Raw genomic sequence first — 14,081 nt, 5'->3', positions numbered from 1 at the left:
CACTCGGCGCAGGGCTCACTTCTGCCCATCGCGTAGTCGCGAAAAGATGCGTTGCGCAGATTTTCGCGTCTTCTTAACACCGGGTGCAGGGGTCACCCCTGCCGCCCACCGCGCAGGTGATTCTTCCTTCATGCCGCGCCCGCCAACCGGCAGGGCTGAGCCGATGCTCACCCCTGCTCCTGCTTGTACGCGCGCGCCAGCACTTCGAGCGGATGAAGCGGACGGACTCCCGTCGCCTGCTCGATTTGCACCGCCGCCAGCGGACAGTCGGTCGCCATCACCCGTGCTCCGGCTTCGCGCATCCCGGCGAAAGCCTTCTCGCCCCACTTCATCGAGAGCGCGAAGAATTCTTTTTTCATCGCCCACGTCCCGTCATGCGCCGTGCATGCATCGACGGTCGTTACTTCCACGCCCGGAATCTGGCGCATCAGGTCGCGCGAGCGCAGCCCGATACCCTGGGCCTTGAGATGGCACGGGACGTGATACGCGATAGTGCCGGGCGTGGACAGAAATTCCTTGTTGAACTTGCCGGCGCGATGCAGCTCGTAAAGCAGTTCGTGCGAATCGACCACCGCCGCCGCGAACTCCTTGACCTCGGCGCCGGGCAGCAGGCTCGGATACTCCGCGCGCATCATCAGCGAGCAGGTCGGATTGATCGCGGCGATTTTGTAGCCCTCGCGCACCAGCGGCAGCATCGAAGCGATATTCGCCCGCGCTTCCTTGCGCGCGAACTCGACGTCGCCGCCGTCCAGCGCGGGCATCCCGCAGCAGTTCTGCTTCGGGCATTTCACCGCGCATCCGTTTTTCGCAAAGACCTCGACCGCGGCCTTGCCCGGCCCGGGGTTGTAGTAATTGACAAAACAGGTCGGAAAGATCGCGACCTTCGCGGTCGGCTCGGCCGGCATTGCAGGCAGCCCGGTCCGCCTGAGCCACTTGTCGAAAGTCTCGGCGGCGAAGTCGGGAAGCAGCTTGCCGCGATGAATCCCGAGCAGCTTCTCCATCATCACGCGTTGGAACTTTTGATGGCATCCCCAGTTTGCCAGCGTCGGCGCCGCCGCGCCTGCCTTGCCGAGCTGATCGGGATGCGCCAGCAGGCGCTCGCGCAGCTTGACGCCGTCTTCCTTTGCGCTCACCGCCTTGGCGCGCAGGATGAGCCGCGGGAAATCGAGCTGGAACTCATGACCGTCGCGCGGCGTGTAGGGGCATTTGATCTCGCACAGTTTGCATCCGTAGCAGAGCGCGATAACGCGCTCTTTCTCGGCCGCCGTGAGTCCTCTCACGTCGCCGTCGTTGCGATCGGTCGCGTCGAACAGCGCCGGGAACGACGGGCAAAGATTGAAGCACAGACGGCAGCCGTGACAGATGTCGAACACCCGCTCGACTTCCTTGTCGAGTCCGGCGCGGTCCCAGTACTTCGCTTCTGTGGAATTGTAGGAAAGGCCGTCGCTCGGCCTGGCCTCGATTCGGTTGGCCATCGGGGAAAATCCTGGCTGCGGACTTTTCGATGCGGGCGCGCGCGGCGTGCGCGCGTACCGCAGTCCGGCGCGCGCCGCCGTTGAACTAGCGGGCGGGCTGTGAGAAGCCCGCCCGCTGGCGATGTTCGCGATACCCTGTTAGAGCGTGCCCTGCGCCTTGGCGAAGCGCCCTGCGTGGGATTTCTCAGCCTTGGCGAGAGTTTCGAACCAATCGGCAATTTCCGCGAAGCCCTCTTCGCGCGCCGTCTTCGCCATTCCCGGGTACATGTCGGTGTACTCGTGCGTCTCGCCGTGAACTGCGGACTTGAGATTCAGCATCGAATCGCCGATCGGCATGTCGGTCGCCGGATCGCCAACTGATTTCAGATAGTCGAGATGACCGTGGGCGTGTCCGGTCTCGCCTTCGGCCGTATCGCGAAACAGGCCCGCGATTTCCGGCTGGCCTTCGACGTCGGCGATCTTGGCGAAATAGAGATAGCGGCGATTAGCCTGGCTCTCGCCTGCGAACGCATTCTTGAGGTTCTGATGGGTTTTGGTTCCTTTGAGATTTGCCATTTTTGTTTCTCCTGGTTCTGACTCCAATTGGTTTGATTGAGCTGACTTAAAAAATCAATGGCGCGGCTTCCCGGTCCGATTCGCCCTGGCGCGTTTGGCCCCGCATTCCTCGCACAGCGCGTGAATCTCCAGCGACGAACCGAGCACCGTGAACTCGCCCAGTTCCGACTGCCCGGCGAGCAGGCGATCAAGGCGGGGGATCTCGATATCGCGGATGCGCCGGCATTTGACGCATACCACATGATGATGAGGGGTGATATTGCCGTCGTAGCGCGCGCTGTCATGCAGCATCGTGACCTTGCGCGCCTCGCCGATGTCGCACAGCGTTTCCAGCGTGCGATGCACGGTGGCGAGCGAAATATAGGGATGCTGCCTTCGGACCGCGGCAAAGATCGCGTCGGCGCGCGGATGCTCGCCGGAGCCGAGCAGCGCCTTGATGATCGCCAGGCGCTGCGGAGTGACCGCCAGGCCGCCGCGGCGGCATCGCGCGGCGAACTCGGACAGGCGCTTGGCGGCGTAAGGGCCGCGGCGTCGTTCATTTACGAGCTGTAGTTCCATCACCTAGGTGATAGTAGTTATCATCTGGTTATCGCTGTTGTCAAGCGGGAAGCACCCGGCGCTCGCGAAAATTGAACAGGCGCCAGGTTACAGCCGCGGCAGGGGTGGCAGAATGGGGGCGCGTCGGCAATCGGGCCTGGTCAGGATCATCTGCACGTCGCCGATGTAGCGCTCGCGAAAGCCCGCCTCGCAGTAGCAGAGGTAGTACTCCCACATCCGGATGAATTCTTCCGGATAGCCGAGCGCGCGCACGCGCTCGATGTTGTTGAACATCCGGATTCGCCAGTTCTTCAGGGTCTCGGCGTAATTGGGCGTGAGATCTTCGAGATGGAACAGCCGCAAGTCGCTCGAGCGCGTGATCGAATCGCACAGCGCCGTGACCGACGGAATGAAGCTGCCCGGGAAAATGTACTTCCTGATGAAATCGACGCGTTTGAGCGCGCCCGCATACTCGCGGTCGGTGATCGTAATCGCCTGCAGCAGCATCATGCCGTCGGGCTTCAGCAGCTCGCCGCATTTGCGGAAATACGAATCGAGGAACTGGTGCCCGACCGCTTCGATCATCTCGATCGAGACGGCCTTGTCGAACTGGCCGCTGAGGTCGCGGTAGTCCTTGAGCAGCACAGTGATGCGATCCGCCAGGCCCTCGGCGGCGATTTTTTTGACGGCGTAGTCGTGCTGCGCGCGCGAGATCGTGGTGGTCGTGATGCGGCATCCGTAGTTTTTGGCCGCGTGAATCGCGAACCCGCCCCATCCCGTGCCGATCTCGACGAGGTGATCGTGGGCGCGAAGATCGAGCTTGCGGCAGATGCGATCGACCTTGGCCGTCGCCGCCTCCTCCAGCGTGGCGCCGGCGCTCTCGAAGATCGCGCACGAGTACATCAGCGTGCGATCCAGAATCAACTCGAAAAAATCGTTGCCGAGATCGTAATGCGCCGCGATGTTGCGCTGGCTGCCGGTTTTGGTGTTGCGATTGAGGTAGTGGATGAAGCGGCGGACGGGATTGGCCAGCCGCGCCAGGCCGCCATCCATGCCCTCCATCACTGCGCGGTTGCGGATCATGATTTGCGCGAGCGCGGTCAGATCGTCGGCCGTCCACGACCCGGCCATGTACGCTTCGCCGGCGCCGATGCTGCCCGCGAGCGCGATGTCGGAATAGAAGCGGCGGTCCTTGACGTGGATGGTGCCGTGCAACTCGGCGTCCTCGATGCCTTGGCCGAATGGGATGCGCTCGTCACCATCTTCGATCACGATGCGGCCGGTTTTGATTCCCGCCAGACGGCTCAGAACCGCGCCGCGCGCGAAACGATCGATGATCGCGGGACGACGCGCCCGAGCAGCATCGACGCCCAATGTGACAATGGAATCAGCTTTGGCCATCTGAGAATTCTCCGACCTCGACGCTTCGATTACAACGCCGCCCCTTCGCCACGCAAGCGCAGCGGCGAGCCCCCCGTTGCCGTTGCGCTCTCCCCAAAGAGTTCCAAACTGCTGGATTATTTTCCGTGATGCGGTCATTCTGAGGAACCCGCGCGACGCATCAAACCCGCGCGAGCGGAACTCACGCAGATGCCCTCGTCCAATCCGCTGAAATACGTGCTCGCCATCGACATGGGCTCCAGCAGCACCAAGGCCGCCGTCGTCTCGAGCGCGGGCGAAGTCGTCGCGTCGGCATTGCGCCAAACGTCCACCATCATGATGGAGGGAGGCGCGGTCGAGCAGGATCCCGATCAATGGTGGCGCTCCGTGTGCGACACGGCGAAGGAGGCGATCGCGGCCTCGCGCGTGCCTTCCGCGCAGATCATCGCCGTCGTATGCACCACGCTGTGGGCCGTCACGGTGGCGGTTGACAAGGACGGCGCCGCAATCGGCAATGCGATCTCATGGATGGACACCCGCGGCGCGAAATACAATCGCGCGGTCGCCGGCGGATGGCCGCGAGTGCAGGGCTACGGCTTGTTCAAGCTGCTCAAATGGCTGCGCTTCACGGGCGGCGCGCCGGTTCAATCGGGCGTCGATGGCCTCGGCCATATCCTGTTCTTCAAGAATGAGCGCCCCGAGGTATATGCGCGGACCTTCAAGTTTCTCGAGCCGATGGATTACCTCAACCTGCGGCTCACCGGGCAATTCGCGGCTTCGTACGCGACGATGTTCACTTACTGGCTGACCGATAATCGCAACCCCAACCGGATTGACTACTTGCCTGAGCTGCTTGCGATGGCCGGCGTCGATCGCGCCAAATTGCCGGACTTGCGGCCGGTTAACGCCGTGCTCGGCGCCATCAAGCCCGAAGTCGCAGCGGATTTGGGACTGGCGCCGTCCACTCGCGTGGTGATGGGCTCGTGCGACGGCCATTCGGCGACCCTGGGCGCGGGCGCGGTGGACAACTATGAGGGCTATTTCTATATCGGCACCACGGCGTGGTTGAGCTGCCACGTGCCGGCGAAGAAGACCGACCCGCTCCACATGCTTAGCGCGATGCCGGCTGCGCTGCCGGGCCGCTACATGGTCAGTGCGGAACAGGGCGCGGCGGGACGCAGTCTCGAGTTCCTGAAAGACATCCTGTATCCCACCGACAGCGCGAATTCTCCCATCGACGTTTACGCTGATATGAACCGGCTCGCCGCGGCGGTTGCGCCGGGGAGCGACGGATTGATCTTCACGCCGTGGATCAACGGCGTGCTTGCGCCGCACGAGGATGCGTCGACGCGAAGCGCCTTCTTCAATCAGAACGCGCGCACCAGCCGCGGCCATTACGTGCGCGCAGTGATGGAAGGGGTCGCGTACAACCTGCGATGGCTCAAGGGCTACGTCGAGAAGTTCATCGGGAGGCCGTTCGAGCATCTCAATTTCATCGGCGGTGGCGCGAGCTCCGATCTCTGGTGCCAGATCCAGGCCGACGTGCTCGGATGCACGGTGCGGCAGGTCGCCAATCCGCGCAATGCCAACGCGGTGGGCGCCGCGATGGCGGCGTTTGCCGCACTCGGCGAGATCGCAGTCGAGGAAATCTCCGCACGGGTGAAGATTGCCGCCGAGTATCGGCCGATCGAGATCAACCGGCGCCTGTACGATCGCCAGTTCCGTGAGTTCCTCGAGTTCTATAAGCGCAACCGCGCGATCTACCGGCGCCTCAACCCGGCCGCCCGCGCATCGGATTGAATCTGGTGATGGACTAGTGTTCAAATCGATGGCGATCATAAGAGCGGCGACCGCCGGGCCGTTTCGCTTTTCACTGGTTCCCATCGGAGATCTTTAAGGAGTCGTCTTATGCCCAAGGCAGCGAAGAAGCAGCAAGAGCCCTCCGGACCTTTCGGAGATATGTTCCCCTATCGCGAAACCTTCGAGATCTACCGCGAGCTGCCCAAGAAGAGCCGCCAGCCCGAGGAGGTCATGCGCGAGTTGCGCAGTATCGCGCGCGAGGAAAACGCGCGCTGGCAGACCGGCCAGATCTCGGGCACCTACTACCACGGCGGGATGGAGCATTACGCTTACCTCAACCGCGTGTTCTCGCTGTTCTCGCACGTCAACCTGCTGCAGCGCGACATGTGCCCGAGCGGCACCAAATTCGAAGGCGAGATAATCACGATGACCGCGCGGATGCTGGGCGCGGAGCTGGCGCGCGAGCAGGATCCGCAGGCCGACGTATGCGGAGCGATCACTTCGGGCGGCACCGAGAGCATCATCCTGCCGATGCTGGCGTATCGGGAGAAAGCCAAAGCCGAGCGCGGAATTACGGCGCCCGAGATGGTGGTGCCCGAGACGATTCATCCGGCATTTTCCAAGGGCGCGCACTTTTTCGGCATCAAGCTGATTCGCGTGCCGGTCGGAGCCGATTACCTGGCCGACGTGGACGCGATGCGGCGCGCGATCGGGCCCAACACCATCGCGATCGCGGGTTCGGCGGCGAATTATCCGCACGGGCTGATCGATCCGATCGAGAAGTTGTCCGCGCTTGCGCTTGAAGCCGGCGTCGGTCTGCATGTCGATAGCTGCTTCGGCGGTTTCATCCTGCCGTGGATCGCAAAGCTCGGGTACGATGTTCCGGCGTTCGACTTCCGCCTGCCGGGCGTCACCTCGATGTCCTGCGATACGCACAAATGGGGCTACGGGCTGAAGGGCGCGTCGGTCGTGCTCTATCGCAATCATGCGTTGCGCCGGCGCATGTACTTCGCGATTACCGACTGGCAGGGCGGGCTGTATGCGTCGCCCACGGTGGCGGGCAGCCGCTCGGAGGGAATCAGCGCATCGACATGGGCCGCGATGGTCACGCTCGGCGAGGAGGGCTACCTGAAGGCGACCCGCCGCATCATGAAGGCGGCGGACACGATCAAGTCGGGGATCGCAAAAATTCCCGAGCTCAAGATTATCGGCAAGCCGACCTACTGCATCGGGATTACGTCGGACAAGGTGGACATCTTCCACGTCAACGATTTCATCGTGGAACGTGGATGGCGCGTTAACGGGCTGCAGCGGCCCCCGGGCTTTCACCTGTGCGTCACCTTGCCGCAGACACTTCCCGGAGTGGCGACGCGTTTCGTCAGAGACATCACGGCCGGCGTCGAGTACGCCAGGAATCCGCCCGCGACGCCCGCGCGCAGCGGCGCGGTGTACGGCGGCGGCGCGGCCTCGCTCGATCCATCGATGGTGAGCGAACTGATGTTCGCGTGGCTCGACGCGAGCACCGAAGTCCCGTAACCGGGCCGGCTCCCGAGCAGAGCAGCCGATGCCGACGATGGATGATCGCGCGATCGAAGAGTACGCCGCCTTTGCCTGCCATCTGGCGGACCTCGCGGGACGCACGATCCTGCCGTATTTTCGCGTGCGCCTCGCGGTCGAGAATAAGGCAGGCGCCGGCGGCTACGATCCGGTGACGCTCGCCGATCGCGGGGCGGAGCGGGCGATCCGCGACGAGATTCACCGCGTCCATCCCGGCCACGGAATCCTCGGCGAGGAACACGGCTTCACGGCCGGCGCCGATGGGCTGACCTGGATCATCGATCCGATCGACGGCACGCGCGCCTTCATTATCGGGCAACTGCATTGGGGCGTTTTGATCGCACTCAACGACGGCGTGCGACCGGTGATCGGCGTGATGCATCAGCCGTACACGGGCGAGACGTTCGTCGGTTCACGGCTGGGCGCCGAGCTGAGGGGTCGCGGCCCAAGCAGCCCGCTTCGGGTGCGCCAATGCCGGCGGCTGGAAGACGCGATCGTCTGCGCAACCGATCCGGCGATGTTCTCCGGGCCGGGCGAACGCGACGCATTTCGCCAGCTCGCGTCCAGGGCGCGGATGAGGCGCTACGGCGGCGATTGCTATTCGTACTGCCTGCTCGCCGCGGGCTTCATCGATCTGGTGATCGAGTCGAGCCTCCAGCCTTACGATATCCAACCGGTCATCCCGATCATCGAGGCCGCAGGTGGAATTGTGACGAGCTGGTCGGGCGGGCCGCCGTATGACGGCGGGCAGATCATCGCCGCCGGCGATCGCGAGCTGCACAAAATCGCGCTGGCGATGCTGGCGCCCGCCGCGCGATAACCGATCCTCCTGCGCCGCTTTGTTTGGAGCCACCCGCCGGATTCGAACCGGCGACCTGCTGATTACGAATCAGCTGCTCTACCAACTGAGCTAGGGTGGCTCTCCATCGCGCTGCTCCGCAGACGGGAATAGCAGATTAGCGAAGCCGGCGCTGGTGAGAAAGACTCTGGTCAACGCCGATCCGCGAAGGGCTTACTCCCGAATTGCGGTGGTGTAGAATCCCCAAGATCGAGGTGGAATGAATTGAAGACCGGGATCATCGGCGCACGCGGCGCCGGGAAATCAACCGTATTTCACGCACTGACGGGACTCGCGCCGATTGCGGGCACGGCCGAGGGCCGCAATCGTGCGCGCCCGGGACAAATCAAGCTCGCGGATCCGCGGCTTGATTTTCTTGAATCGGCGTACGGTTCGAAGAAAAAGATTCCGGTCGAGCTCACCATTCTCGACTTCGCGCCAAATCCCAAAGAGCAGAAGGAAGGCGCTGCGCTCGATCCGAGTCTGCTGCCGCTGGTGCGCGACATGGACGCGCTGCTGATCGTGATTCCGCAATTCGCCGGCATGGAAAAAGATCTGGTCGCGACGCTCGAAAGTATCGAGGGCGAGCTGGTGTTCGCCGACTTCGATCAAGCCGAACGCCGCCTCGAGCGGCTGAAGAAGGAGAAGGGCGGCAGCGACTTCGAACGCGCGGCGCTCGAGAAAGTGATCGCATGGCTCGGCGACGGCAAGGCGCTGAGACTGCTCGAGCTGACGGCGCAGGAGAGCCAGGCATTTTCGAGCTTCGGGTTTCTTTCGCGAAAGCCCGCGCTGGTCACCGTCAACTGCGAGATGGAACGCGCCGCCGCCGATGTCACCGACGCCGAGCGCGCCGCCGTGCGCGCGCACGGCCTCGAGGTGTTCAGGCTGGCGGCCGCCTTCGAGTCGGAATTGTGGGAACTCGACGAGGCCGGCCAAAGGGAGATGCTAAAAGACGCGGGACTCGACGCGCCCGCGCGCGATCGGCTGATCGGCGCGCTCTACAATCATCTCGGGTTGATCACTTTCTACACCGCCGGCGAGCCGGAGGCGCATGCATGGCCGCTGCGGCGCGGCGAGTCGGCGCTCGATGCCGCCGGCGTAATCCACACAGACATCGCGCGCGGATTCATCCGGGCCGAAGTTGTCAGCTACGAGGATTTTGCCATCCACAAGTCCGACGCGAAGGTCAAAGAGGCCGGCAAGCTCAGACTCGAGGGCCGCGACTACGTGATGCGCGACGGCGATATGATTCACATCCGCTTCAAAGTCTGACTCGGATACGCGGCGATGCGCTGATGCGGCGGGAAAGTTGCCGGCGCAGAGCGACTCGTTGGACCTGCGAGGCGCATCCGCGCCGGCTTGGGACACGGGACCTTTTCTGCGATCGCGCTCCGGGTGCGAAGCCTGCAATCGCGCGATACGCGAAATATATTCCGCGATCCGGCATATGTAAACTATTCAGTTTAGCGCGCTGTGGAAAAACCAAAGCGCGGAGCGCCACGGCGACTGGCCGTTTCGCTCCGCGCCTGTTTCAGCAATCAATCAGGCTGCTTAAGGCCTGGGCTTACGGTGCTGAGGCTACCATCGCTTTCACCGAGCAGAAATCCTTGTCGATCGCCCCCATGTTGATGTACCAGCATTCGTGCTCAGGCGTGTGCTGGCCGGGCAGGTAGCACATTGTCGAGTAGTTACCCTGCACGTCGATCGCAGCCGCGCCGACTACGAACTCCCGCTTGAACGGGTAAATCGCAACGCGCGCATCGGGCACCGGGCGGTCACGATAGGCCAGCCAGTAGATGTGCGCGCGCCACAAACGACCACTCCGGTCGTAGGTGTCGATGTACGGCTGAAACCCCAGTTCGGCGTCCACATAGACGTTGGACAATTTGTCGAGCGCGTTGCCTGCCTGGCCGATATCGCGCCGCGGTGTTGCCTCGACGATGTAAACGTGGCGCATCTCCCAATCCTCGGGGCATGCGGTCGCACCGCCGTCGTAGGCGCAAGTGTTTTCGGGCGAATGCACCGCATGCACGCTCGCGAGCATCTGCTTGTCGCCCAAAAACTTGTAGTTGTACTGCTCGGTCTTGGGGTTGAAGCCTGAATAGTGGTCAGGATCGAAGGTCGACGCATTCGTGGCGCTGGACAGAATTGCCTCGTTCAGGCGCCGTACCCGACGGGTGCCGGGCTGCCAATCCCAGCTGTCGTCGCCGCGTTTCGGCTCCATGTAGCGATAGCGGATTATTCCGTTTCCGCGCATGTTCTCCGGTGAAAGCACCGGGTACTCAGCGAACAACCACATGCGCCCCGATTGCTTGAAGTCCGGATCGACCGGGATCGGCTCCACTTCGGTCCGTCCGAAGAGGTTGTATCCGGCGTAATGACCGATCTCGAAGTCGGCGATCATGTTCTGGTCCTGGCCCGGACGAACGTACTGGCTCTGGCAATCGAAGAAGCGCAGGTCGTAGTCATCGCTCTGGATGGGTCGCCACACATTGTTCCAGATGACCTTCGTCCCCACATAAGGGTCGTTCGGATCGATCAGCGGAAACGGCTGGCCGGCGACGTAGCCGATCAGGCTGCGATGATCGTTGGTGAGCCGCACCTGCGACGAATATTTTTCTGTCGCCTCCCGGTAAGGCGGCGGCCACTCGATCCGCTCCGGTGCGACAATGTCCATGTGCATTCCATGAGTCACTGCGTAATACACCCCGGGCGAAACCAGGTCTTTGACCTGTGCTGAATTTTCGGGGGTTATGCTGTCACCCGGCTTCACTGCCGCATTTGCTGATGCCACGATGAAACATAAGAGCATTAACGTCCCCACGCCCGGCAATATCTTCCCCAAAGCATGCCTGGCCATTAGTATGACCTCCCCTTCATCTTAAGAATTCTAAATCTGCGTCGCGAAATTTTCTGAAATCAAGTATCTGGCTCAGAATATTATCAGATTGTTCCTTAATTCTACAAACTGATCTAGTCTGATTTGCCGACGGCAGAAAAGCGCGGGGCGGCGCAGCTTTTCGCTGCACCGCCCCGTTCGAGCTATTGGAGGGGCGTAAGCCCCTGATTTATCGGATTGACTCGCTTAAGGTGCTGAAGCGACCATCGATTTCACCGAGCAGAATTCCTTGTCGACTGCCCCCATGTTGATGTACCAGCATTCGTGTTCAGGCGAGTGCTGGCCGGGCAGGTAACACATTGACGAGTAGTTACCCTGCACGTCGATCGCAGCCGCACCGACTACGAACTCCCGCTTGAACGGGTAGATCGCCACGCGGGCATCCGGCACCGGGCGGTCGCGATAGGCCAGCCAGAAGATGTGCGCGCGCCACAAGTGACCACTCTGGTCGTAGGTGTCGATATACGGCTGGAAATCCAGTTCGGCATCCACATAGACGTCGGCCAGCTTCTCGAGCGCATTCACGTGCACATCGCGCCGGGGTACCGCCTGGATGATGTACAGGTGGCGCATCTCCCAAGCCTCCGGGCATGCGGTCGCACCGCCATCGTAGGGGCAAGTGTTTTCGGGCGAATGCTGCGCATGCACGGTCGCGAGCATCTGCTTGTCGCCCAAAAACTTGTAGTTGTACTGCTCGGTCTTGGGGTTGAAGCCTGAATAGTGGTCAGGATCGAAGGTCACCACATTTGTCGAGCTGGAGAGAATCGCCTCGTTCAGGCGCCGCACACGACGGGTGCCGGGCTGCCAATCCCAGCTGTCGTCGCCGCGGCTCGGCTCCATGTAGCGATAGCGGATTATTCCTTGTCCGCGCATGTTCTCCGGCGCAAGCACCGGGTACTCAGCGAACAACCAGGTGCGCCCCGACTGCCTGAACTCCGGATCGACCGGCATCGGCTCGACTTCGGTCCGTCCGAAGAGGTTATATCCGGCGTAATGACCGATCTCGAGATCGGCGATCATGTTCTGGTCCTGGCCCGGACGAACGTACTGGCTCTGGCAATCGAAGAAGCGCAGGTCATAGTCATCGGTCTGGATGGGTCGCCACACGTTGTTCCAGATGATCTTCGTCGCCACGTAGGGGTCGTTCGGATCGATCAGCGGAAACGGCTGGCCGGCGACGTAGCCGATCAGGCTGCGATGATCGTTGGTGAGCCGCACCTGCGTGGAATATTTTTCTGTCGCCTCCCGGTAAGGCGGCGGCCAGTCGATCCGCTCCGGCGCGACGATGTCCATGTGCATTCCGTGAGTTACTGCGTAATACACGCCGGGCGAAACCAGATCTTTCACCTGCGCCGCGTTTTCGGGTGTTATGCTATCCCCTGGCTTCACTGCTGCATTTGCTGAAGCCACGAAAAGACATAACAGCATTAACATCCCCACGCCCAGCAATCTCTTCCCCAAAGCATGCTTGGCCATTAGTTTAGTCTCCTGTCCATCTTTAGAATCCTAATTGATAGTCGCAGGATTTTCTGAAGTCAAGCATTTCCTCTTCGTATTATCAAATTGTTCCTTAACTCTACCGGTTGATCTATCGACGGTAAAAAGCGTGGGGCGGCACAGCTTTTTGCTGCACCGCCCCATTCGAGATATTGGAGGGGCGTTAAGCCCCTGAATTTTCTGGGTAATTCGCTTACGGAGCTGAGGCCACCATCGCTTTCACCGAGATGAAATCCTTGTCGACGGCCCCCATGTTGATGTACCAGCATTCGCGCTCAGGCGTGTGCTGGCCGGGCAGGTAACACATTGACGAGTAGTTTCCCTGCACGTCGATCGAAGCCGAACCCACCACGAACTCCCGCTTGAACGGATAGATCGCCACGCGGGCATCCGGCACCGGGCGGTCACGATAGGCCAGCCAGTAGATGTGCGAGCGCCACAAATGGCCCTTCTGGTCGTAGGTGTCGATGTACGGCTCGTATGTTAATTCGGTGTCCACATAGATGTCGGTGTACTTGTCGAGCGCGCTGCCGGCCTCGCCGATATCGCGCCGCGGTGTCGCCTCGACGATGTACAGGTGGCGCATTTCCCAAGCCTCGGGGCATGCGGTCGCACCGCCATCGTAGGGGCAAGTATCTTCGGGCGAATGTTGCGCATGCGCGCTCGCGAGCATCTGCCTCTCACCCAGGAACTTGTAGGTGTACTGCTCGGTCTTGGGGTTGAAGCCCGCGAAGTGGTCGGGATCGAAGGTCTGCGCTCCCGTCGCGCTGCTGTTTATCGCCTCGTTCAGGCGCCGCACACGACGGGTGCCGGGCTGCCAATCCCAGGCGTCGTCGCCACGGTTCGGATCCTCGTAGCGATAGCGGATCAGGCCTTGGCCGCGCTGGGCCTCCGGCGAAAGAAAAGGGTACAGACCGAACAACCACATGCGCCCCGACTGCTTGAAATCCGGATCGACCGGCATCGGCTCGACCTCGACTCGTCCGAAGAGGTTGTATCCGGCGTAATGGCCGATCTCCAGATCCAGAACTATATTCTGGTCCTGGCCCGGACGGACGTACTGGCTCTGGCAATCGAAGAAGCGCAGGTCGTAGTCATCAGTCGTGATGGGCCGCCACACATTGTTCCATGCGATTTTCGTCGCCACATAAGGGTCGTTCGGATCGATCAGCGGAAACGGCTGGCCGGCGACATAGCCGATCAGACTGCGATGATCGTTTGAGAGCCGCACCTGCGAGGAATACTTTTCTGTCGCCTCCCGGTAAGGCGGCGGCCAATCGATCTGCTGGGTCGGGACGATATCCATGTGCATTCCATGAGTCACTTCGTAATACACCCCGGGCGAAACCAGGTCTTTCACCTGCGCTGCGTTTTCGGGTGTTATGACGTCGCCTGGCTTCACTATCGCATTGGCTGAAGCCACGAAAAGACATAACAGCATTAACATCCCCATGCTCAGCAATATCTTCCTCAAAGCATGTTTGACCATTAATCTAGTCTCCTATCAGTCTTTAGAGCTCTAATTCATAATCTCAGGATTTTC

General features: G+C 61.5%; 11 protein-coding genes and 1 tRNA gene. 4 read left to right on the top strand and 8 right to left on the bottom strand.

The window, feature by feature from the left end:
* Positions 1–167: 167 nt before the first annotated feature.
* The 4 genes from ABSB13_RS03445 to ABSB13_RS03430 form a co-directional block, all read right to left on the bottom strand.
* A complete protein-coding gene (locus tag ABSB13_RS03445; RefSeq protein ID WP_428105527.1) occupies positions 168–1,475 on the bottom strand; it encodes an anaerobic glycerol-3-phosphate dehydrogenase subunit C in 1,308 nt (435 codons plus the stop codon).
* Positions 1,476–1,613: 138 nt separating this feature from the next.
* Positions 1,614–2,030, bottom strand: a complete 417-nt coding sequence (locus tag ABSB13_RS03440; protein ID WP_428105526.1) for a rubrerythrin family protein — start codon at positions 2,028–2,030, stop codon at positions 1,614–1,616.
* A 54-nt stretch (positions 2,031–2,084) separates the two neighbouring features.
* A complete protein-coding gene (locus tag ABSB13_RS03435) occupies positions 2,085–2,588 on the bottom strand; it encodes a Fur family transcriptional regulator (protein ID WP_428105524.1) in 504 nt (167 codons plus the stop codon).
* An 87-nt stretch (positions 2,589–2,675) separates the two neighbouring features.
* A complete protein-coding gene (locus ABSB13_RS03430) occupies positions 2,676–3,968 on the bottom strand; it encodes a class I SAM-dependent methyltransferase (RefSeq protein WP_428105523.1) in 1,293 nt (430 codons plus the stop codon).
* A 189-nt stretch (positions 3,969–4,157) separates the two neighbouring features.
* On the opposite strand from ABSB13_RS03430, the gene ABSB13_RS03425 reads away from it, so the two are divergent.
* The 3 genes from ABSB13_RS03425 (at position 4,158) to hisN (ending at position 8,124) form a co-directional block, all read left to right on the top strand.
* Positions 4,158–5,747: a xylulokinase gene (locus tag ABSB13_RS03425; RefSeq protein ID WP_428105521.1), complete on the top strand. Its 1,590-nt coding sequence runs from the start codon at positions 4,158–4,160 to the stop codon at positions 5,745–5,747.
* Positions 5,748–5,855: 108 nt separating this feature from the next.
* Positions 5,856–7,283 carry a pyridoxal phosphate-dependent decarboxylase family protein gene (locus tag ABSB13_RS03420; RefSeq protein WP_428105520.1) on the top strand — a complete coding sequence of 476 codons (1,428 nt, stop codon included), beginning with the start codon at positions 5,856–5,858 and terminating at the stop codon, positions 7,281–7,283.
* A gap of 28 nt (positions 7,284–7,311) precedes the next feature.
* Positions 7,312–8,124 (top strand): histidinol-phosphatase, encoded by an 813-nt coding sequence (gene hisN, locus ABSB13_RS03415; protein ID WP_428105519.1) that lies wholly within the window; start codon positions 7,312–7,314, stop codon positions 8,122–8,124.
* A gap of 24 nt (positions 8,125–8,148) precedes the next feature.
* Here hisN and ABSB13_RS03410 read toward each other — a convergent pair.
* A tRNA-Thr gene (locus ABSB13_RS03410) sits at positions 8,149–8,224 on the bottom strand.
* Positions 8,225–8,367: 143 nt separating this feature from the next.
* Between ABSB13_RS03410 and ABSB13_RS03405 the strand changes: the two genes are divergently transcribed.
* A complete protein-coding gene (locus tag ABSB13_RS03405; protein ID WP_428105517.1) occupies positions 8,368–9,414 on the top strand; it encodes a DUF933 domain-containing protein in 1,047 nt (348 codons plus the stop codon).
* A 292-nt stretch (positions 9,415–9,706) separates the two neighbouring features.
* Here the strand turns inward: ABSB13_RS03405 and ABSB13_RS03400 are convergent, their stop codons facing one another.
* From ABSB13_RS03400 to ABSB13_RS03390, 3 genes are all read right to left on the bottom strand, one after another.
* Positions 9,707–10,936, bottom strand: a complete 1,230-nt coding sequence (locus tag ABSB13_RS03400) for a DUF1329 domain-containing protein (protein ID WP_428105515.1) — start codon at positions 10,934–10,936, stop codon at positions 9,707–9,709.
* Between the two features lie 291 nt (positions 10,937–11,227).
* Positions 11,228–12,469, bottom strand: coding sequence for a DUF1329 domain-containing protein (locus ABSB13_RS03395; RefSeq protein ID WP_428105580.1), 1,242 nt, complete (start codon positions 12,467–12,469; stop codon positions 11,228–11,230).
* Positions 12,470–12,731: 262 nt separating this feature from the next.
* The gene (locus tag ABSB13_RS03390; RefSeq protein ID WP_428105513.1) at positions 12,732–13,979 is read right to left on the bottom strand and encodes a DUF1329 domain-containing protein; all 1,248 of its coding nucleotides are present in this window, start codon (positions 13,977–13,979) and stop codon (positions 12,732–12,734) included.
* Positions 13,980–14,081: the final 102 nt, after the last annotated feature.

The sequence above is a fragment of the Binatus sp. (SeqCode) genome (assembly GCF_050013435.1).
Classification (GTDB): domain Bacteria; phylum Desulfobacterota; class Binatia; order Binatales; family Binataceae; genus Binatus.
The sequence above is the reverse complement of the archived record's forward strand: the minus strand, read 5'-3'. Positions and strand labels throughout refer to the sequence as shown.

Coding starts and splice junctions, on each gene's coding strand:
- ABSB13_RS03390 (WP_428105513.1), bottom strand. CDS start 13,979: ATGCTGTTATGTCTTTTCGTGGCTTCAGCCAATGCGATAGTGAAGCCA.
- hisN (WP_428105519.1), top strand. CDS start 7,312: ATGCCGACGATGGATGATCGCGCGATCGAAGAGTACGCCGCCTTTGCC.
- ABSB13_RS03420 (WP_428105520.1), top strand. CDS start 5,856: ATGCCCAAGGCAGCGAAGAAGCAGCAAGAGCCCTCCGGACCTTTCGGA.
- ABSB13_RS03395 (WP_428105580.1), bottom strand. CDS start 12,469: ATGCTGTTATGTCTTTTCGTGGCTTCAGCAAATGCAGCAGTGAAGCCA.
- ABSB13_RS03425 (WP_428105521.1), top strand. CDS start 4,158: ATGCCCTCGTCCAATCCGCTGAAATACGTGCTCGCCATCGACATGGGC.
- ABSB13_RS03440 (WP_428105526.1), bottom strand. CDS start 2,030: ATGGCAAATCTCAAAGGAACCAAAACCCATCAGAACCTCAAGAATGCG.
- ABSB13_RS03435 (WP_428105524.1), bottom strand. CDS start 2,588: ATGGAACTACAGCTCGTAAATGAACGACGCCGCGGCCCTTACGCCGCC.
- ABSB13_RS03445 (WP_428105527.1), bottom strand. CDS start 1,475: ATGGCCAACCGAATCGAGGCCAGGCCGAGCGACGGCCTTTCCTACAAT.
- ABSB13_RS03430 (WP_428105523.1), bottom strand. CDS start 3,968: ATGGCCAAAGCTGATTCCATTGTCACATTGGGCGTCGATGCTGCTCGG.